This window comes from Mesorhizobium sp. WSM4833 (genome assembly GCF_055811095.1).
In genome coordinates this window covers 201008-221585 of sequence record NZ_JBVVQG010000003.1, presented here as the reverse complement: position 1 = coordinate 221585, position 20578 = coordinate 201008, and the positions used below count along the sequence as shown (strand labels likewise).

At 63.0% G+C, this 20578-nt stretch carries 17 protein-coding genes; 8 read left to right on the top strand and 9 right to left on the bottom strand.

From position 1 onward, the window contains the following. Positions 1-50: 50 nt before the first annotated feature. Both AC0L2D_RS06965 and AC0L2D_RS06960 read left to right on the top strand, forming a co-directional pair. Positions 51-2057, top strand: coding sequence for a long-chain fatty acid--CoA ligase (locus AC0L2D_RS06965; RefSeq protein WP_063169935.1), 2007 nt, complete (start codon positions 51-53; stop codon positions 2055-2057). Further along, positions 2054-2791: a class I SAM-dependent methyltransferase gene (locus AC0L2D_RS06960; protein WP_337122935.1), complete on the top strand. Its 738-nt coding sequence runs from the start codon at positions 2054-2056 to the stop codon at positions 2789-2791. The genes AC0L2D_RS06965 and AC0L2D_RS06960 overlap by 4 nt, the downstream gene beginning before the upstream one ends. A 359-nt stretch (positions 2792-3150) precedes the next feature. Here AC0L2D_RS06960 and AC0L2D_RS06955 read toward each other — a convergent pair whose 3' ends face one another. Both AC0L2D_RS06955 and pgi read right to left on the bottom strand, forming a co-directional pair. Next, positions 3151-3873 carry an HAD family hydrolase gene (locus AC0L2D_RS06955; protein WP_063169934.1) on the bottom strand — a complete coding sequence of 241 codons (723 nt, stop codon included), beginning with the start codon at positions 3871-3873 and terminating at the stop codon, positions 3151-3153. Between the two features lie 5 nt (positions 3874-3878). Next, entirely contained in the window at positions 3879-5522 is a 1644-nt protein-coding gene (pgi, locus tag AC0L2D_RS06950) for a glucose-6-phosphate isomerase (protein ID WP_337122936.1), read from the bottom strand. 323 nt (positions 5523-5845) lie between these two features. Between pgi and pdxR the strand changes: the two genes are divergently transcribed. From pdxR to AC0L2D_RS06935, 3 genes are all read left to right on the top strand, one after another. Next, positions 5846-7339 (top strand): MocR-like pyridoxine biosynthesis transcription factor PdxR, encoded by a 1494-nt coding sequence (pdxR, locus tag AC0L2D_RS06945; RefSeq protein ID WP_024503382.1) that lies wholly within the window; start codon positions 5846-5848, stop codon positions 7337-7339. Between the two features lie 189 nt (positions 7340-7528). Next, the gene (locus AC0L2D_RS06940) at positions 7529-9118 is read left to right on the top strand and encodes a trimethylamine methyltransferase family protein (protein WP_473540660.1); all 1590 of its coding nucleotides are present in this window, start codon (positions 7529-7531) and stop codon (positions 9116-9118) included. A gap of 62 nt (positions 9119-9180) precedes the next feature. Next, positions 9181-10410: an aromatic ring-hydroxylating oxygenase subunit alpha gene (locus tag AC0L2D_RS06935; protein ID WP_063169932.1), complete on the top strand. Its 1230-nt coding sequence runs from the start codon at positions 9181-9183 to the stop codon at positions 10408-10410. A gap of 145 nt (positions 10411-10555) precedes the next feature. On the opposite strand, the gene AC0L2D_RS06930 is transcribed toward AC0L2D_RS06935, so the two are convergent. The 4 genes from AC0L2D_RS06930 to AC0L2D_RS06915 all read right to left on the bottom strand — a co-directional run bounded on the left by AC0L2D_RS06930 (position 10556) and on the right by AC0L2D_RS06915 (position 15243). Next, positions 10556-10954, bottom strand: a complete 399-nt coding sequence (locus tag AC0L2D_RS06930) for a hypothetical protein (protein WP_337122941.1) — start codon at positions 10952-10954, stop codon at positions 10556-10558. 64 nt (positions 10955-11018) lie between these two features. Next, positions 11019-12407 (bottom strand): chromate efflux transporter, encoded by a 1389-nt coding sequence (gene chrA, locus AC0L2D_RS06925; RefSeq protein WP_473540659.1) that lies wholly within the window; start codon positions 12405-12407, stop codon positions 11019-11021. Next, complete coding sequence (locus AC0L2D_RS06920) at positions 12404-13222, bottom strand: chromate resistance protein ChrB domain-containing protein (RefSeq protein ID WP_027161822.1); 819 nt, start codon at positions 13220-13222, stop codon at positions 12404-12406. The genes chrA and AC0L2D_RS06920 overlap by 4 nt, the downstream gene beginning before the upstream one ends. Positions 13223-13437: 215 nt before the next feature. Beyond that, on the bottom strand, positions 13438-15243 hold the full coding sequence (locus AC0L2D_RS06915; protein ID WP_013528004.1) for an IlvD/Edd family dehydratase: 1806 nt from the start codon (positions 15241-15243) through the stop codon (positions 13438-13440). Positions 15244-15389: 146 nt separating this feature from the next. Here AC0L2D_RS06915 and AC0L2D_RS06910 point away from each other — a divergent pair, with 146 nt between their 5' ends. Continuing rightward, positions 15390-15842, top strand: coding sequence for an SRPBCC family protein (locus AC0L2D_RS06910; RefSeq protein WP_013528005.1), 453 nt, complete (start codon positions 15390-15392; stop codon positions 15840-15842). Positions 15843-15872: 30 nt separating this feature from the next. Here the strand turns inward: AC0L2D_RS06910 and AC0L2D_RS06905 are convergent, their stop codons facing one another. Continuing rightward, the gene (locus AC0L2D_RS06905) at positions 15873-17054 is read right to left on the bottom strand and encodes an Mrp/NBP35 family ATP-binding protein (RefSeq protein ID WP_013528006.1); all 1182 of its coding nucleotides are present in this window, start codon (positions 17052-17054) and stop codon (positions 15873-15875) included. A 269-nt stretch (positions 17055-17323) separates the two neighbouring features. Here AC0L2D_RS06905 and AC0L2D_RS06900 point away from each other — a divergent pair, with 269 nt between their 5' ends. Next, positions 17324-17701: a VOC family protein gene (locus AC0L2D_RS06900; RefSeq protein WP_063169927.1), complete on the top strand. Its 378-nt coding sequence runs from the start codon at positions 17324-17326 to the stop codon at positions 17699-17701. An 11-nt stretch (positions 17702-17712) separates the two neighbouring features. On the opposite strand, the gene AC0L2D_RS06895 is transcribed toward AC0L2D_RS06900, so the two are convergent. Beyond that, positions 17713-18717 carry an anion permease gene (locus AC0L2D_RS06895; protein WP_473540657.1) on the bottom strand — a complete coding sequence of 335 codons (1005 nt, stop codon included), beginning with the start codon at positions 18715-18717 and terminating at the stop codon, positions 17713-17715. A 3-nt stretch (positions 18718-18720) separates the two neighbouring features. Next, complete coding sequence (locus AC0L2D_RS06890; RefSeq protein WP_013528009.1) at positions 18721-19362, bottom strand: DUF47 domain-containing protein; 642 nt, start codon at positions 19360-19362, stop codon at positions 18721-18723. 151 nt (positions 19363-19513) lie between these two features. Here AC0L2D_RS06890 and AC0L2D_RS06885 point away from each other — a divergent pair, with 151 nt between their 5' ends. Continuing rightward, complete coding sequence (locus AC0L2D_RS06885; protein WP_013528010.1) at positions 19514-20428, top strand: LysR family transcriptional regulator; 915 nt, start codon at positions 19514-19516, stop codon at positions 20426-20428. The last annotated feature ends 150 nt before the right edge of the window (positions 20429-20578 follow it).

Sequence of the window (20578 nt, the reverse complement as noted above, 5' to 3'; positions counted from 1 at the left end):
TCAGGGGCGAGTGCGGCACGGATGAACAAGACTTGTCCAGGGAGGAACGGTTGGCAAAAGCATCAAGGACGACGGCGCCGGTGAAAGCGGGAGCCAAGGCGCCGTCGAAAGCAGCCGGTACTGCCAAGCCGAAAGCACCCGTTGCCAAAGCCGCCAAGCCGAAGGCGGCCGCGGCACCTGTAAGGGCAAGCACAAAGCCGGCGGTGAAAGCCCCGGCCAAGGCTGCGGCCGGAAAGACGGCGCCGGGGCGTAAAGCGGGTGCGGCAAAGCCCGCTGCCAGGCCGGCGTCGAAGGCCGCGGCAGCGGTGAAGGCCCCACCGGCGGCAAAGCCGGCCGACGCTACCGCCAACCGATTGCCGAAAGCGCTGACGGCGTTGGCCGCCGGCTTGCCGGAAAAGCCGTGGCTCAAGAGCTATCCGAAAAACGTGCAGGCGGAGATCGGCGCCCTGCCCTACAGCTCGATCGGCGATTTCCTCGTCGCCGCCTGCAAGCAGTTTTCCGCGCAGCCGGCCTTCACCTGCATGGACAAGTCCATCAGCTACACCGATGTCGAGCGGCTGTCGGCGGCCTTCGGCGCCTACCTGCAATCGAAGGGCCTGCAGAAAGGCGCGCGCGTCGCGCTGATGATGCCCAACGTGCTGCAATATCCGGTGGCGATGATGGCGATCTTGCGAGCGGGTTATGTGGTGGTGAACATCAATCCGCTCTACACGCCGCGCGAGCTCGAACACCAGCTGAAGGATTCCGGGGCGCAAGCCATCGTCATCCTGGAGAACTTCGCCAACACCTTGCAGGCGGTGATCGCCAGGACCGCGGTCAAGCATGTGGTGGTCGCCGCGATGGGCGACATGCTTGGCGGGCTGAAGGGCACAATCGTCAATTTCGTCGTGCGCCGCGTGAAGAAGATGGTGCCGGCATGGTCGCTGCCCGGCCATGTCAAGTTCAATGCCGCCATGAAGGCCGGCGCCGGTATGGGCTTCAGGCCGGCCAAGGTGGCAGCCGACGATGTCGCCTTCCTGCAATATACGGGCGGCACCACGGGCGTCTCGAAGGGCGCCACGCTGCTGCACAGCAACGTGCTCGCCAACGTCGCGCAGAACGCGCAGTGGATGGAGGACGCCTACACGATCAAGCCGAAACCCGCGCACCCCAACTTCATCTGCGCGCTGCCGCTCTATCATATCTTCGCGCTGACGGTGAACGCGCTGATGGGCATGCAGCAGGGCGCCCGCAATGTGCTCATTCCCAATCCGCGCGACATCCCAGGCTTCGTCAAGGAATTGCAGAAATATCCGGTGCACATCTTTCCCGGCCTCAACACGCTGTTCAACGCGCTGCTCAACAATGAGGATTTCCGCAAGCTCGACTTCAAGCCGCTGGTGCTGACGCTGGGCGGCGGCATGGCGGTGCAGAAGGGCGTCGCCGAACGCTGGAAGGCGCTGACCGGATGTTCGGTCACCGAAGGCTACGGCCTCTCGGAAACCTCGCCGGTGGCCACCGCCAACAAGTTCACCGCCGGCGACTTCACCGGCACCATCGGCTTGCCGCTGCCCTCGACGGAGATCGCCATCCGCGACGAAGACGGCAACAATTTGCCGCTCGGCGAGGTCGGCGAAGTCTGCATCCGGGGGCCGCAAGTGATGGCGGGCTACTGGAACCGGCCGGATGAGACCGCCAAGGTGATGACCAAGGACGGCTACTTCAAATCCGGCGACATGGGCTTCATGGACGAACGCGGCTACACCAAGATCGTCGACCGCAAGAAGGACATGATCCTGGTCTCGGGCTTCAACGTCTATCCCAACGAGCTCGAGGAAGTCGTGGCGATGCATCCGGGTGTGCTCGAAGTGGCGGCGATCGGCGTGCCGGACGAGCATTCGGGCGAGGTGCCGAAACTGTTCGTGGTCAGGAAGGATCCGGCGCTGACCGCCGAGGCACTGACCGCCTTTTGCCGCGAGAACCTGACCGGCTACAAGCGGCCCAGATACATCGAATTCCGCACCGAACTGCCGAAGACGCCGGTCGGCAAGATCCTGCGGCGAGCGCTGCGCGAATGATTGCAGCCGTCGGCGCGGATGCCGTAGATGCACCTTGCCGTCCTGACCCGGCAGAGTTCATCAGGACGAACATGCGCCTCGCCCCGGTGCCGTCGGTGCCTGAGATCCAGCTTTTTACACCGCACCCGGCCAGTGGCCTGAGACGGCTTACCTATACGCACCAAAGCGCTGACGACGATGACGACACGATCGAGGCGGACAACAATGGACCTGAGCCGCAGCCGCCTTACTGGGCTTACGTGTGGGCCGGCGGCGCGGTGCTTGCGCGCCATATACTGGATCATCCGCAAACGGTAGCCGGTCGCCGCGTGCTCGACCTTGGTGCCGGCTCCGGCCTTGTCGGCATCGCCGCAGCCAAGGCCGGTTCGCGCGAAGTGATCGCCGCCGAGATCGACCGTAACGGCGTTGCCGCGATCGGCCTCAATGCCGCGGCCAACGGCGTCGAGATCATCATTGTCTACAAGGACATTACCACGGGTCCCCCGCCGGCGGTCGAGCTCGTGCTTGCCGGCGACGTGTTCTACGGCCCTGAGGTTGCTCTGCGGGTTATCCCGTTCCTCGACCGCTGCCTGGCGGCCGGCATCGAGGTGCTGGTCGGAGATCCCCGCCGCAACGACCTGCCGCTGTCCCGGCTGCGATTGCTCGCCGAATACCGGGTGCCGGATTTCGGCGACGCGAAGGGGGCTGCGACTAAGCCGAGCGGTGTCTTTTCGTTTGAGGCGGAAGAGCGCTAACGCCACGGGGCAAGCCTAAATTCTACTCATTGTGGACAAACATTGAGGGCAGAAGATAGATTCGACTGGCCGTTGATCGGAGAAGTCGAGTGGCGTGGATTAAAGTTGTTCAACGTATCGGTTTCACAGTTTGCCCAAAATGCGAAAATCGGGGCTTCGATCTTCAGCCAGGCGAAGACATCGACAGCGCAAAGCGCCAAGATCAGGTGCGGCAAATGCGGGTACGTTTGTTCTGCTGATGAGTGGCCCATTGTGTCTGAAAACAAACCAGAAGCTCGATAGTTTCCATGGACTGCTCCCCCATCTCGGCCATTGGCAGAAAATCCCGAGGTGAATCGAGTTTGACCTAGCCTTTCCCGTCAGATCGTCTCCCTGACCCGCGCCGAGAGAAAATCCGGCAGGTCGGCGACCGAATCCAGAACCACATCGGCAATGCCGGCCAGCGATTCGCGGGTGCCGGTGCCGGAGAGCACGCCGACCGCCAGCCCGCAGCCGCCGGCACGTGCCATTTCGAGGTCGTGCCGGTTGTCGCCGACCATGGCGATTTCCGCCGGCTTGAGGCCGGTGAGATCGCTAAAGGCCTGGATGGTGTCGGGCGCCGGCTTCGGATTGGCCACCGCGTCGTAGCCATAGGCCGCGTCGAACAATTGAGCGACGCCGAGCGTGACCAGCGTCTTTTCCGCGCCGCTGGTCGAATCGTTGGTGGCGACGCCAAGCCGGTAGGATTTCCTGTGCAGTGCCGTCAGCGTATCGACGATGCCCGGCAGCGCCACGGCCATCGCCGAGCCTTGTACGGAGGTGATCTCGTTGAAGCGGGCAACCGCAAGCATCTGATCCTCGTTGGACAGGCGTGGGAACCACAATTCGACGACGTCGAGATTGGTGCCGGAGGCAAAGATGGAGTCCGGCTTGAAACGCTTGTTGGCGAAATCGAAGCCGGCAGCGGCCAGCAGCCTGTCGGCTTTCCAGCGATCGCCTTCCGACGCATCCATGGCCATGAAGTCGGCAACGCCGAGCCAGGTGGCGTTGAAGTCGACAAGCGTGCCGTCCTTGTCGAACAATATTCCCTTGATGTCTGCCAAGCTTTTCACTCCGAGCCACGCAAATGCTGGATGAATCCCACAAGGCCAGCGGTCGATGCATCCCGATTGGCGGCACTTTCCTTGCCCTCCACGACAGGCAACAGGCCGGTGGCCAGTTCCTTGCCGAGTTCGACGCCCCATTGGTCGAAGGAGTTGATGTTGAACAGCGTGCCCTCGACGAAGACGCGGTGCTCGTAGAGCGCGATCAGCCGGCCGAAGGTGCGCGGGTCGAGCTTTCTGTAGAGGATGGTGATCGAGGGACGGTTACCCGAGAAGACGCGGTGCGGCGCGATCTTGTCGACCTCGGCCGGCTTCATGCCCTTGGCCAGCATCTGGGCGCGCGCCTCCTCCAGCGTGCGGCCCTTCATCAGCGCTTCCGACTGCGCCAGGCAGTTGGCGAGCAGCAGATCGTGCTGGTGCTTGAGATCGGGCTCGTGACCGATGGCCGCGGCAAGGAACTCGACCGGAATGAAATCGGTGCCCTGGTGCAGCAGCTGGAAGAAGGCATGCTGGCCGTTGGTGCCGGGCTCACCCCAGACCAGCGGTCCGGTCGGCGTCGTCACCGCCGTGCCTTCGAGGGTGACGCTCTTGCCGTTCGATTCCATGTCAAGCTGCTGCAAATAGGCCGGCAGCCTGGACAGGCGCTGGTCGTAAGGGATGACGGCGCGCGCCGGGTAACCGCAGATCACGCGATGCCACCAGCCGACCAGTCCCAGCAGCGCCGGCAGGTTCTCCTGCACCGGCGCGGTGCGGAAATGCTCGTCCATCTCATGCGCGCCATCAAGGAAGGCGCGAAAATTCCGCGGGCCGACAGCGATCATCACCGGCAGGCCGATGGCGCCCCAGAGCGAATAGCGGCCACCGACCCAGTCCCAGAAGCCGAAGACGCGATCGGGCGCGATGCCGAACTTGGCCACCAGGTCGAGCGCGGTCGAGACGGCGGCGAAATGCTTGCCGACCGCTTCCTTGCCGAGCGCCTTCTGCACCCAGTCGCGCGCCGTCTGCGCATTGGTCATCGTCTCGACGGTGGTGAAGGTCTTGGAAGCGATGATGAAAAGCGTGGTCTCGGCGGAGAGGCCCTTCAGCGTGTCGTGGATATGGGCGCCGTCTATGTTGGAGACGTAATGCGCGCGCGGCCCGTCATGATAGGGCGCCAGTGCCAGCGTCGCCATGGCCGGGCCGAGATCGGAACCGCCGATGCCGATGTTGACGATGTCGGTGATCTTCTTGCCGGTGGCGCCGGCCGCCTTGCCCGAGCGCACGGCATCGGCAAAGGCGCCCATGGCGTCGAGCACGGCGATGACGTCCGCCTTGACGTCCTGGCCATCGACGGTGACGCCCTTGCCGGTCAGGTTGCGCAGCGCCGTGTGCAGCACGGCACGGTCCTCGGTGACGTTGATCTTCTTGCCCGCGAACATGGCGGCGCGGCGGCCTTCGAGATCGGCGGCCTGCGCGAGCTTTTCCAGCAGCTCCATGGTGGTCGCGTCGACCGCGCATTTCGACCAGTCGAGCAGCAGATCGCCGTCGGTGGCGGAGAATTCCACGAACCGCTTGGGATCGGCGGCGAAGGCCTGGCGCATGCTGGCGGGCGCCGCCGCGCGGTGGTCGCGCAAGGCGGCGAGCTGTTTTTGAAAGGACGATTGATCCACTGCCAAACTCCGAGACCTCGAGCCATCATTACGGACCGGATGTTTCCGGCGCGTGTCGTCGCGACAATCTATCGGGCCGAACTCCACCCGTATCAATGCGCAGCGATGACGCACACCCACACGCCGCCATGACGCACGATGTCATCGCCGGGATGAAGCGCCGCGTCACCCCACGATGCCGCAACGCGGCATCAAAAGGACGTGAAGGATCACTGGCATAAATCCCAACGATCAGAAAAATTGATTGGCGCAACCCCTTGTGCCACGGTTACGTTCGGCTGGTCCAGCCAAACGAAAAAGGCTGGCCATCGAGGAAATCTCCCATGCCACAGCGAAACGACACGGCGATATGGTCCGGCCTGTTCCGGATTTCGGCCGAATCCGGCCAAACCCTGCAGGCGCAGATCCGCCAGGCCATCGTAGCCGCCATTCTCGACCGCCAGATCGCCGCTTCGATGCCGCTCCCTTCCTGCCGCATCCTGGCCGAAAAACTCGGCGTGGCGCGCGGAACCGTGGTGCTGGCGTTCCAGCAGCTCGTCGACCAGGGTTTCCTGGTGGCGCGCGAACGGCGCGGCCATTTCGTCAATCCCGATGTGCTGGCGACACCGGCCAAGCCGCACCAGAAGGCGCCCGACCAGGCCAATGAGATCGACTGGAAGGCACGCCGCAAGATCGCCGCAAGCGACATGCCGCCGCCGGCCAAGCACGAGAACTGGATCAAGTCGTCCTATCCTTTCGTCTACGGGCAGTTCGACCCGGCGCTGTTCCCGACCGCTGAATGGCGCGAGTGCAACCGCATGGCGCTTGCCGTGCTGGAAATCCGCAACTGGGCGTCCGATATGGTCGACCGTGACGATCCGCTGCTGATCGAGCAGATCCAGGCGCGGCTCCTGCCCCGGCGTGGCATCTTCGCCAATCCCGACGAGATCATCGTCACGCTGGGCGCCCAGAACGCGCTCTACATGCTGGCGACGCTGCTAATGTCCAAAGGCTCCAAGGTGGCGATGGAGGACCCCGGTTACCCCGACGCGCGCTCGATCTTCCGCCTTGCGGGCGCAGAGATACAGCCGGTGCCGGTCGACCAGTCCGGCATCGTAACTGCTTCTATTCCCAATGATTCCGGCTTCGTCTTCGTCACGCCCAGCCATCATTGCCCGACCATGGTACCGTTGTCGGCGGAACGGCGGCAGGATCTTCTGGCGCGCGCCAACCGCTACAACCAGATCATCATCGAGGACGGCTATGACAGCCAGCTTCTCGACGAGGCACCGCAGCAAGCGCTGAAGAGCCTCGATCGTTCCGGCCGCGTGGTCTATGTCGGCTCGATGTCCAAGACGCTGGCTCCCGGCCTGCGGCTCGGCTACATCGTGGCGTCCGCCGGACTGATCGCGGAGCTCCGGGCGCTGCGCCGCTTCATGCTGCGTCATCCGCCGGCCAACAATCAGCGCGCCGTCGCACTGTTCCTGTCGCTCGGCCACCACGAGGCGCTGGTGCGGCGGCTGTCGTCAGCCTTCGACGAGCGGCGCAAGCGGCTGGTCCATGCGATTTCCGCCTTCCTGCCGGAATGGCGCTCGACCGATTCGGCCGGCGGTACGTCGCTGTGGCTCGAAGGGCCGCGCGGCACCGATTCGCGCGGCCTTGCCGAGGCAGCGGCCTCGCGCAGCGTCATCATCGAGCCAGGCGACCGCTTCTTCGATCGCACTGAAAAGCCTTCGCGTTTCATGCGGCTGGGCATCTCGTCGATCGCGCTACAGCACATCGAGCCAGGCATCCGCGAACTGGCCACGGCCGCCGGACGCAGACCCGCGGCCGCCTGATCCATCATCGACCTCTCGTGACCGGAGCCGCTCGCAGCGGCTCCGGTATTTTAGTTCTGGCACATGGAACTGAGCCAGCTGGCCCATAGGATGGGCCAGTGCCGGCGGCATAGTCGGCGATCAGGGGAAGAAGCAGGCCGATGGTGGACCAACCGCCACGAGTTCCTGCCGACGAAGTTGGAGTGCTCCATGCCAGTGGCTGTCGAACAGCAGGACACGCCGGCGAACCGTCGTCCACAACGCTCCGGTCTTCGCGAAACAGGACATGCCATGCGATCATCTCCCCTGGTGGAGGATACCAGACCACAGCACAAGGCCATCGAGGGCGGCGGCTACGGGCCGCTTCGCGGGGATGACCGCGAGCGTATCCACGAAGGCGTGCTGACGCTTCTGGAGACAGTGGGTTTCGCCAACGCCATTCCTTCCTGCATAAAGGTGCTGACCAAGGTGGGGGCGATCCATGGCGACGATGGCCGGGTCCGCTTTCCGCGCGCGCTCGTGCTCGACACCATCAAGCGGGCGGCACGACATTTCACGCTTCATGGCCAGGAGCCCAGGCACGACATGGTGGTCCAGGGCAAGCGCGTGCACTACGGCACGGCAGGCATCGCCGTGCACCTGGTGGATATCGAGAAACGCGAGTACCGCGAGTCCAAGCTGCAGGATATTTATGATGCCGCCCGCATCGTTGACGGGCTGGACAACATTCATTTCTTCCAGCGGCCGATGGTGGCGCGCGACATCGCCGATCCGCTCGAGATGGATTTCAACACGCTTTATGCCTGTGTGATGGGAACATCGAAGCACGTCGGAACATCCTTCACGGTGCGTGAGAACGTGAAGCCTGCACTTGAAATGCTGTACGCCATCGCCGGAGGCGAGGAGAATTTCCGCGCCCGGCCATTCGTTTCCAACTCCAATTCATTCGTCGTGCCGCCGATGAAGTTCGCCGAGGATGCCTGCGGCGTGCTTGAGGCCTGCGTCGAAGGCGGCATCCCGATCCTGCTGCTGTCGACCGGCCAGTCCGGCACGACGGCACCCGCGGCGATGGCCGGCGCCGTCGTGCAGGCAGTGGCCGAAGTGCTGGCCGGCCTGGTCTATGTCAACGCGCTCAAGCCCGGCCATCCGGCGATCTTCGGCGCATGGCCGTTCATGTCCGACCTGCGCACCGGCGCCATGGCCGGCGGGTCGGCCGAGCAGTCGGTGGCAACGGCGGCCTGTGCCCAGATGGCGCAATTCTACGACCTGCCCGGTGGCTCCGCCGCCGGCATGACGGATTCGAAATTGCCCGACATTCAGTCCGGCTACGAAAAGGGCATCACCAATGTGATGGCCGGCCTCTCCGGCCTCAACCTCGTCTATGAGGCGGCCGGCATGCATGCCTCGCTGCTCGGCTTCTGCCTGGAGAGCCTGGTCATCGACAACGACATGCTCGGTCATTGCCTGGGCTGCGCGCGTGGCATCGACGTGACTGACGAAGCCCTGTCGATCGACAGCATCGCGGAGGTCTGCCTCAAGGGTCCGGGCCACTATCTCGACAACGAACAAACGCTCAAGCTGATGCAGACCGAGCACTTCTATCCTGCCCTCGGCGATCGTTCCTCGCCGAAGGAATGGAACGAAAAAGGCCGGCCTGATATATTGCTGCGTGCGATCACCGAGAAGAAGCGCATTCTTGCCGAACGATTTCCGCGCCATGTGCCAAAACAGGTCGACGACAGATTGCGTGCCCGTTTCGGCAACCTGATCCACCTGCCGCGCACGCATATGGGCGGCTGACCGGAGACAAGTCTCGTGCAGCCATACAGCCATACACGACCAACCATCGGGCAGAACGACAAATGAGTGTGCATCCTATCCAGCAAGCCCCCACCGACGGCGACGCGATCGATCGGCTGGTGGCATCTCATCGGCCAGGCCACGGCCTGGTGCGTGCCTTCTATCATGACCCGGCGATCTTCGAGCGCGACATGGAACGGGTCTTTCGCCGCCACTGGCATTGCCTGGCCCACGCCAGCGTTATCCCGAACCCCGGCGATTTCGAGCTGTTCAAACTGGGCGACGAGGCGGTCATCCTGACACGCGGCATGGATGGCACCGTGCATGCCATGCTCAACGTCTGTCGCCACCGCGGCGCCGAGGTCTGCACCAAGCAGAAGGGCAACGCGAAGATGTTCGTGTGCCCCTACCACGCCTGGGCCTATTCCAATGACGGATCGTTGCGCGCTGCCCGCCTGATGCCGAAGGATTTCGACCGCACGGCGCACGGGCTGAAGAAGCTTCATGTCCGCGTCGCATCCGGTCTGGTCTTCATTTCCTTCGCCGAGACGCCGCTCGATTTCGATCCGATCGAACAGTCGCTGCGAACGAGCTGCGGCCAGTATGGCTGGGGCGACGCCAAGGTTGCGTATCGTCAGTCCTATCCGCTCGACGCCAACTGGAAGCTCGCCGTCGAGAACTATGTCGAATGTTACCATTGCGGGCCGGCGCATCCGGAATATTCGCAGACGCATGCGCTGGAAAAGCCGGCAGAAATGATCGAGCAGCTCAATGCGGCGATGGAGCAACGCACCTGCGCGCTCGGCATCGAGATCGGCAGCGCCAACCGCTGGCAGAACTCGGCGGCCGGTCAGGAAGCAATCCACACCTTCCGCTATGCGCTCTATGACGGCGTTTCGAGCGGCAGCCAGGATGGATCGCCGGTGGCCCCGCTGATGGGACGCTTCTCCGACTATGACGGTGGCGTCACTTCCATCCATCTCGGCGGCACGACCTTCCTCGTATGCTATCCCGATCACGGCATGATCTACCGCTTCATCCCGAAAACGGCTGGCACCTGCGAGATGGAACTGATCTGGCTGGTGCGCGGCGACGCGGTCGAGGGCCAGGATTACGATCTGGAGAAGCTGACCTGGCTGTGGAAGATCACCACCGAAGAGGACAAGAAGATCATCGAGCACACTGCGCGCGGCGTGCGCTCGCACTATTTCGTGCCCGGACCTATCGCGCCGATGGAATACAACGAACTGCGCTACATCGGCTGGTATCTTGAGGAGATCAGCCGGGCCTGAACGGCTCGGCTCCTTAGAGCATTCACCGTTTCACGGAAACGGCGATCTGCTCTAACTCTTTGTTTTGACGCAATTCTAGACGGAAAACCGCTCACACTTTTCCTAGAATTGCTCTAGGAGAATCAGGTAGATCTTGCCTTTCGCGTCATTCCGCGCTGAGCCCGTATCGGTCGACGACTTCGGGGTTGATGAGCTTGGCATGCAGCGTCATCAGCACGATCTGCGCGTCGAGGCTGTCACCGGCTTCAAGCGCCGCCTCGATGCGGCGCTCGGCTCCCAGCGTCCGCTCATGGCCATTGGCTTGCTCGAAGGTTTCGGGACCCACGATGCAATAGCTGCATAATTGTGCCACCGACGCATAGGTGCCCGGTGGCGGCTCGTCGGGCCAGCGATCCTTCATGAGATTGACGAGGGTAAGCTTCACGCCCTCCGGCACAAGGGCTGGATGCAGATCGGCGCCGCGCAATGCATCGTCGAGCTGCCTCAAGTCGCCCGAACGGCCGAACATTCCGAGGAAGCCGAGGGAAGATCGCCGTCCGGCCATGATGTTTCCTTCCATTTCCAGCCCACTTAGGTGGTGGGCAAGCGGATTGCAAAGGCGGTGCTGTCTAACCAGCCGCCGCCAGCAAGATCCCTGCAAGGGCGGATAGCCCGAGTGTCGGCAGCATGCCGACTTTCAGCTTCAGGATGGCGACCATGGCGGCCACGGAAAGCAAGGCCGCGCGCCAGTCGATCGACGAAAGCACAGGCACGTTCATGCCAAGGCCCGTCGCGCGCACCTCACGGAAGATGACGTGCAAGGCAAACCATAGGGCCAGATTCATAATTACCCCGACAACGGCGGCGGTGATCGCGCCCAGTGCGGCCGACAGTGCCTTGTTGCCGCGCAAGGCCTCGATGTAGGGCGCACCGAGGAATATCCAGAAGAAGCAAGGCGTGAACGTCACCCACAGAGTGAGCAAAGCCCCCAGCGATCCGGCAACCAACGGGTCCAGCGAGCCGGAATGGCGGAACGCGGCGATGAAGCCGACGAACTGCAGCACCAGGATGAGCGGCCCTGGCGTCGTTTCGGCGAGCCCAAGGCCATCGACCATTTCACCCGGCGCCAACCAGCCGAAGGACTGGACGGCTGCCTGTGCGACATAAGCGAGGACCGCATAGGCGCCACCGAAGGTGACGACAGCCATGAGACTGAAGAACCGGCCTATCTCGGTCCAGACGCTTGCAGAGCCGGTGAACCACCAGATCAAAAGAACAGGCCCGAGCCAGAGCGGCAGCCAGATCGCGACGGTGCGCGGTGCATGCCATCTGGTCGGTTTGACATGGGCCAGTTCGCCACGCTCGAACATCAGGTCGACCGCTCCCTTGAAGTCGGCAACATCGTCCTTGCCATGGGCCGAGCCGGAAAACAGGGCGGGAGCAATGCGATCCCCCAGCCATCCCGTCAGGCCGGCTAGCAGGACGATGAGCGGAAAGGGCACATTCAACGCATAGATGGCGATGAACGCCGCGACCGCGATCGACACCATGACCCGGTTCTTGAGGGCACGCCGGCTGATCCGGACCACCGCCTCGACGACAATGGCAAGCACAGCCGCCTTGACCCCGAAAAACAGCGCCGCGACAAGCGGCACGTCGCCATAGAGGACGTAGAGGCTGCTCAAGGCGAGCATGACGAGCGCGCCCGGCAAGACGAACAGGATGCCGGCGACAAGGCCGCCGGCCGTCCTGTGCAGCAGCCAACCGATGTAGATGGCGAGTTGCTGGGCTTCCGGGCCAGGCAGCAGCATGCAGTAGTTCAGCGCGTGCAGGAAACGCCGCTCACCGATCCAGCGCCGCTCCTCGACCAGTTCCTTGTGCATCAGCGCGATCTGCCCGGCCGGACCGCCAAAGCTGAGCAATCCGATTTTCGCCCAGACCTTCACGGCCTCGGTGAAGGTCGGTGCAGCCGGCACCGGGACGGTTCCCGCCTTATTGTCCGGGACAAGAGCGGTCACGACGGCTTACCCGCAGCCGGCCAGTTGTGCGTTTCTTCGGTGGCGTCGCGACACCAGCGGAAGAACGCGTCGTAGAGCAGCATGCCTGCTTCCAGTTGTTCCAGATCGTCGCGGTACATACGCGACAAACCAAGCGAGGCAGCCAGAAAGCCGGCCGCCTGAGGCACCAGGTCGAGGCTTGCAGTGTCGGCCGCCCGCACGATTGCAGCGAGGCGATCGAGCGCCGCGGATTCCAGCCCGAACTCCTCGATCATCGTGTCGAAGGTGCAGCGCTCGCCGCGATGGCTCCAAAACACATTGTCGATGTCGAACGGCACGGCCTGAAAGCGGTCGGCAACAGCCAACACTTCAGCGGGTTCGACGAACAGGAACACCGCGTCGGGGTCGACGAAACGCCGGATCAGCCACGGGCAAGCGATGCGGTCGACCTTCGGGCGCGATCGCGTCACCCAGACGGTGGCGCCCTTTTCATTGCGTGGCGGCATCTTGGCGGTGCGGGCCAGAAGCCCGCCGGCATCGCGCCAGGCTTCAAAGCCGCCTTCGAGAGATTCAGCTGATATCCCCTCATGGCGCAGCCATGCGGCCACGCCTTGCGAGAGCTTTTGCCCCCTCTGGCAAACGACGGCCACTGGCTTGCCGGCGAACGTGGCCGCCCAGCTTGAAACGGTTTTGAAATCGCGACGGCACGACGCCGGCAACAGCCGCGGATCGGCGTCGAAATCTTCATCTATGCGAACATCGACAATGACTGGGGCGCCCGGCAGACCTATGAGCCGGGACAATTGCGGTACGGTGATAGCGGTTGTTGACGGCATGGCGTCCACCTCCTGAAAAGAGAAGCTTGGACGCGAACGTTGGGCTGACGCCTCACGGGGTCGTCGCGATGCACCCCTTGTCATGATGGTGGATTTGTTGGGCGCGCTTGTCAAGGACGGTGGCCGTTCTCGACCTACCCGGCCGCGATGCAACACGCTGACCGGAAAACCGACGGCGGCCTGATTTGATCAAGCCGCCATCCGTCGATCCAGAATCAATGATTGTCCCTGGGGACACCGCTGGTGTGCGCGACATCCTGGTATTTCACCGCCGGCTTCAGCACCATTCCCTCCGAAAACTGCGCGACCATACCGCGCTGGATCTCCTGCCAGGGCGTCTGGTGCTCGGGATAGTGGAAGCCGCCATTGTTCTGCAGTTCGGCGCGGCGCCGGGTGATCTCGTCGTCGGTGACGAGGATGTCGGCCGTGCCCTTGCGCAAGTCGATGCGGACCCGGTCGCCCGTCTTGAGCAGCGCCAGTCCGCCGCCGATCGCCGCTTCCGGCGAGGCGTTGAGGATCGACGGCGAACCCGACGTGCCCGACTGGCGGCCGTCCCCGATGCAGGCGAGCGCGTGGATGCCCTTCTTGATGAGATAGGCCGGCGGCTGCATGTTGACGACCTCGGCACCGCCGGGATAGCCGACCGGGCCGGCGCCGCGCATGAACAGGATGGTGTGTTCGTCGATGCCTTGCGCCGGGTCGTCGATGCGGGCGTGGTAATCCTCCGGCCCGTCGAAAACCATAGCGTTGCCTTCGAAAGCCTCGGGATCCCTAGGATTGGACAGATAGCGCTCGCGAAACTCGGGCGAGATGCCGCTGGTCTTCATGATCGCCGAATCGAACAGATTGCCCCTGAGGTTGATGAAGCCGGCATTGGCCTTCAGCGGCTTGGCGACAGAGCGGATGACGTCGGGGTTTTCGTTGGCGACGCCCTCGCTATTCTCGCCGATCGACTTGCCGTTGACGGTGCGTGCGCCGGGATGCGGCAACAGGTCGCCCTTCATCAGTTCGGCAATGACCGCCGGCACGCCGCCGGCATGATGGTAGTCCTCGCCAAGATATTCGCCCGTCGGCTGCAAATTGACCAGCAGCGGCACATTGAGGCCGACCGTCTGCCAGTCGTCATTGTCGAGCTTGACACCAAGGTGGCGGGCGATGGCATTGAGGTGGATCGGCGCGTTGGTCGAGCCGCCAATGGCCGAATTGACGACGATGGCGTTCTCGAAAGCCTCTCTCGTCATGATGTCGGACGGCTTCAGATCCTCATGCACCATCTCGACGATGCGTTTTCCGGTCTCATAGGAAATCTGGCCACGCTCGCGGTAGGGCGCGGGAATGGCGGCCGAGCCCGGCAACTGCATGCCAAGCGCCTCGGCCAGCGAGTTCATCGTGGTGGCGGTGCCCATGGTGTTGCAATAGCCGGTGGACGGCGCCGACGAGGCGACGATGTCCATGAACTCGTCATAATCGATCTCGCCGGCCGACAGGCGCTGGCGTGATTCCCAGACGATGGTACCGGAGCCGGTGCGCTTGCCCTTGTGCCAGCCATTGAGCATCGGCCCGACCGACAGCGCGATCGCCGGAATGTTGACGGTGGCCGCTGCCATCAGCAGCGCCGGCGTCGTCTTGTCGCAACCGATGGTCAGCACGACGCCATCGAGCGGGTAGCCGTAAAGCACCTCGACCAGGCTGAGATAGGCAAGGTTGCGGTCGAGCGCTGCGGTCGGGCGCTTGCCGGTCTCCTGGATCGGATGGCAGGGGAACTCGAACGGAATACCGCCCATCGAGACGATGCCTTCGCGCACACGCTTGGCCAGTTCGATATGATGACGGTTGCAGGGCGACAGATCCGAGCCGGTCTGGGCGATGCCGATCAGCGGCTTGCCGGACATCAGTTCGGCGCGCGTCAGGCCGTAATTGAGATAGCGCTCGAGATAGAGAGCCGTCATGCCCGGATTGTCGGGATTGTCGAACCACTCCTGCGAGCGAAATTTTTTCTTATGGGTGGGGGCGCCTGCCATCATGGTCTCCGTATTTGTAAGACAAATCGATATGGCAACGCGCGGGAGCAGGCAAGAGGGCGTGCGGTCGCAACCGGACTTTGGTGCGATAGACACGCACCAAGCCGTGCGTTACGGGTTCGGACAGTCTTGTCCGGGAGGTTTTCATGGCTTTGGTGATCGAAGGCGAGGAGCGCATTGCCGCACCGCTGCAAAAAGTGTGGGAAGCGCTGAACGATCCCGAGGTCTTGAAGGCGACCATTCCCGGTTGCCAGAGCCTGGAGATGAAGTCGCCGACCGAGATGGCGGCAACCGTGGTGGTGAAGATCGGACCGATCAAGGCGACGTTCAACGGCGAAGTGACGCTGAAGAACCTGAAGCCGCCACACTCCTACACCATCCAGGGCGAAGGCAAGGGCGGCATTGCAGGCTTCGCCAAGGGTGGCGCCGACGTGACGCTGACGGCAGATGGACCCGACGCCACGATATTGAACTACGCGGCCAAGGCCGATGTCGGCGGCAAGATCGCCCAGCTCGGCAGCCGGCTGATCGAATCGACCTCGAAGAAACTGGCCGGACAGTTTTTTTCCAGCTTCGGCGAGAAGGTCGGCGCGGCCTAGGCTGCAGAGCGGCGGCGGCTGCCGAACAAGCTACTCGAAAACAATACTCGGCACCGCCGCTGCCGCAGCACCACGCTCTTCGTTAACCCGGTCCCAGACCTTCGAGGCGATGTCGCGGTAGATTTTCGCCTCGGCGCCGTCGGGCTTGGAGACGACAACCGGCGTGCCGGCATCCGAGCTTTCGCGAATGCCCATCTCGAGCGGCACCTCGCCGAGGAAGGTGACGCCAAGGCGCTCGGCCTCGCGCCGCGCCCCGCCATGACCGAAGATGTCGTAGCGCTTGCCGGTGTCCGGGGCGATGAAATAGCTCATGTTCTCGACGATGCCGAGCAGCGGCACGTCGACCTTCTTGAACATGTTGAGGCCTTTTCGCGCGTCGATCAGGGCCAGGTCCTGCGGCGTCGAGACGATGACGGCGCCAGCCAGCGGCACCTGCTGGGCCATGGTCAGCTGCGCGTCGCCGGTGCCGGGCGGCATGTCGACGACGAGCACGTCGAGCCGACCCCATTCGACTTCACGCAGCATCTGCGTCAGTGCCGACATCACCATCGGGCCACGCCAGATCATCGGCGTTTCCTCGTCGACGAGGAAACCCATCGACATCACCTTCAGGCCGTAATTCTCCATCGGTTTCAGTATCTTGCCGTCGACGGTCTGCGGCCGGCCGTGGATGTTGAGCAGCCTTGGCATGGACGGGCCGTAGATGTCGGCATCGAGCACGCCGACGCGCAGGCCGTTGGCGGCGAGGCCGAGCGCGATGTTGACGGCGGTGGTCGACTTGCCGACGCCGCCCTTGCCGGAAGCAACGGCAATGATCGCTTCGATACCGGGCACGCCACGCTTGCCCGAGCTGTGCGAGGCCGGCGCGTGCGGAGCCGCACGCGGCGCGGCGGCGGCGGGCGCAGCCGGCGGAACGGGCCTGGGTGCGGGGCGCGATGGAACCGGCGCCTCCATGCCGCCGCCCTTCTTCTCCGCCGTCAGCGCGACGACGGCGCCGGCGACACCGGGGATCGCCTTGACGACACGCTCGGCAGCGGCGCGCAGCGGCTCCATTTCCTGGGCGCGGGCGGCGGGAACGGTAATCGAGAAGAAGACCTTCCCGTCGGCGATGAAAATTTCCGAAACCATGCCGAGGTCGACGATGTTGCCGGTGAAATCCGGCCCGTTGACCGTCTTCAGACGCTCGGTGACGATTTCCTTGGTGACGGACATGGCAGTTTTTCCTTACGCAGCTTGCGCCTGAGATGCAGCTTGCACCTGAGATAATGCAGTTTCCGGACAGAACCAAGCCGTGGAGCAATGGCTGTCTTGGCGTGCCTGAAAAACCGGCGGGTCCTGCCGGATTTCATCCGCGCCAAACGTCCTCCAGATAAGCGAGCGCCGATGCGGCCAGCAATCAATCCAGCCGACAGTCGCCAAACGATCGCAGCGACCTATTTCAACGACCAGCACGGGACCGACAAGCCGAGAAGGAGGCGATTATGCTCGCAAACAGCAACGCAACGGCAAATCTGGCGGTAAGCGATCTGGCAAAGGCCAAGGCTTTCTACGAAGGAACGCTTGGCCTGAAACAGGTGCAGGATGAGGGGGGCGAACTGATCGTGTACAAAAGCGGCGATACCACCCTCAACGTCTATCATTCCCAATTTGCCGGAACCAACAAGGCGACAGCGGTGACCTGGATGGTTGGCGACGAGATCGGCAACATCGTCAAGGAGCTGAAGTCGAAGGGCGTCGCCTTCGAGCACTATCAGATGCCGGGCTTGACGCTGGAGGGCGATCTCCACGTCGGTTACGGAATGAAAGTTGCCTGGTTCAAGGATCCAGACGGCAACATCCTGAACCTTGTGGACAGGTAGATTTCTTCACCTCACCTCGCCAGCCCAACCGCGAGGTAGGTGAGCGCCGAAATCAAAGCGGTGGCCGGCAAGGTAACGATCCAGGCGATGACGATGTTGCCGGCAATGCCCCAGCGCACGGCCGAGGCGCGGCGGGCGGCGCCGACGCCGATGATGGCGCCGGTGATGGTGTGGGTGGTCGATACGGGAACGCCGAGCCAGGTCGCCGCAAACAGCGTGATCGCCCCACCGGTTTCGGCGCAAAAACCCTGCATCGGGTTCAGCCGAGTGATCTTCGAGCCCATGGTGTGGACGATGCGCCAGCCGCCGAACAGGGTGCCGAGCGCCAGTGCCGACTGGCAAGTGAGGACCACCCACAGCGGCACGTAGAAAGTCGCGCCGAGCATGCCTTGCGAATAGAGCAGCACGGCGATGATGCCCATGGTCTTCTGGGCGTCATTGCCGCCGTGCCCGAGGGAATAGAGCGAGGCGGAAAAGAACTGCATGACGCGGAAGGTGCTGTCGACCGCAAACGGCGTCTGGCGCACGAAGAGCCACGAGACGACGAGAACCAGGACGAGCGCCAGGATAAAGCCCGTCGCTGGCGACAAGACGATTGCCGCGACCGTCTTGCCAAGCCCGGTCCAAACGATGGCGCCCACGCCTGCCTTCGCAACACCGGCGCCGACCAGGCCGCCGATCAGCGCATGCGAGCTGCTCGAAGGGATGCCGGCGATCCAGGTGACGATGTTCCAGACGATGGCGCCGACCAGGGCTGCAAAGATCACCGCCGGGGTGACGATGCTGACGTCGACGATGCCTTTGCCTACGGTCTCGGCAACGTGGAGGCCGAAGAACATGAAGGCGATGAAATTGAAGAATGCCGCCCACAGCACCGCATATTGCGGCCGCAGCACGCGGGTGGAAACGATGGTGGCGATGGAATTGGCGGCGTCGTGCAGGCCGTTGAGAAAGTCGAAGAACAGTGCGACGGCGACGAGGCCGGCCAGCACGGGAAAGGCAATGGTTGCTTGCATCACCTAAACATTCTCAATGACGATGCCGCTGATCTCGTTGGCGACGTCCTCGAAGCGGTCGACCACCTTTTCCAGTTGGCCATAAATCTCGCTGCCGATCATATAGGCCATCGGATCGCTGCTGCCGTGCTTCCTGAAGAGATCCTTCAGCCCTTGCTCGTGCAGGTCGTCGGCCCGGCTTTCGACGCGCATCACCTCTTCGGCGATGGCGTTGAGGCGCACAGTATGCGTTGCGACCTTGTTGAGCAGCGGGATCGCCTCGGCCACCAGCTTGGCGGCGGCGACGATGACACCACCCATTTCCTGCATCAGCGGATCGAACTCCTTGCGCTCGAACAGCTTCACCGTCTTGACCGTCTTGTGCATCATATCGATGGCGTCATCCATCGACTGGATCAAGTCCTTGATGTCGCCGCGATCGAAAGGCGTGATGAAGGAGCGCCGTACAGCCAGCAGGACTTCCGCGGTGATGTGGTCGGCCTCATCTTCGAGATCGATGATTTTCTGGCACCAGAGATCGATATCCCTGCCCTGGAGAAGCTGCTCCAGCGCCTCGGCGCCGCCGACCACGGTGCGGGAATGTCGTTCGAACAGGTCGAAGAAGCGATCTTCGCGCGGCAAAAGCTTGCGGAACCAGCCCAGCATGGTCGATCTCCCAGTTTCATCCACATAGCGCCGCATTCAGCCGCGGGAAACAGGTAGCCGGCTTAAAGGTGTGGATGCAGGGCAATTGTGCGTGGCGCTTGCGGTAGAGCACAATTTCCCCGACCTTGCAGCGAACGACCGGAAAGATCACATGATCGACAAGCTGGAATTCTTCATCGCGCTCGCCAGGGAGGAGCATTTCGGCCGGGCGGCGGAGGTGTGCGGCGTCACGCAGCCGACGCTGTCGGCCGGCATCAAGCAGTTGGAAGGCCAGCTTGGCGTCATGCTGGTTCTGCGCGGCTCACGCTTCCAGGGGCTGACGCCGGAGGGAAAACAGGTGCTGGTGTGGGCACGCCGCATCGTCGGCGACACCAGGACCATGCGCGAGGAAATGCGCGCGGCGCGCCACGGACTTTCGGGCCGTATCCGCATCGCCGCCATCCCGACGGCGCTCGCCATGCTGCCGCGGCTGACGACGCCATTTCGCGAAAAGCATCCCGGCGTCACTTTTTCGGTGCTGTCGCGGACTTCGATCGAGGTGCTGTCGCTGCTCGGCAATTTCGACATCGATGCCGGCATCACCTATCTCGACAACGAGCCGCTGGGGCGGGTGACCAGCGTGCCGCTCTATGACGAGCGCTACCAACTGATCACCGCGATGGGAAATCCCTATTCCGACCGCGACAAAGTGACATGGGCGGAGCTCTCAAGCCTGCCGCTGTGCCTGTTGACGCCGGACATGCAGAACCGCCGCATCATCGACCAGCATCTGGCCGAAGCCGGCGTGCAGGTGCGACCGACGCTGGAATCCAATTCGATGATCGTGCTGTTTTCGCACATCCGCACCGGCAAATGGTCGTCGATCATGCCGCTCAACCTTGCGGAAACATTCGGCTTTTCCGAACCGATCCGGGCCATTCCAATCATCGAACCTGACGCCAGCCACACGGTCGGCCTGGTGGCGACACCGCGCGAACCGCACACACCTTTGGTCTCGGCGCTGCTGGACGAGGCAATGGCGCTGGCGGACGATTTCCATGCCAACCGTTCCGCTAGACAGGGTTAGTCACACGGAACGATAGAAGATTTCTATCGTACAACGAAACCGCTTTATTGATTTCAGAGGTTTTCTCTGGTTTCTTAAGCACTTAGCGATAAAGCGGCACGCGCATGTCGTTGTTCCAAAACAGCTTGATGCTTTGGCCGATATGCGTGG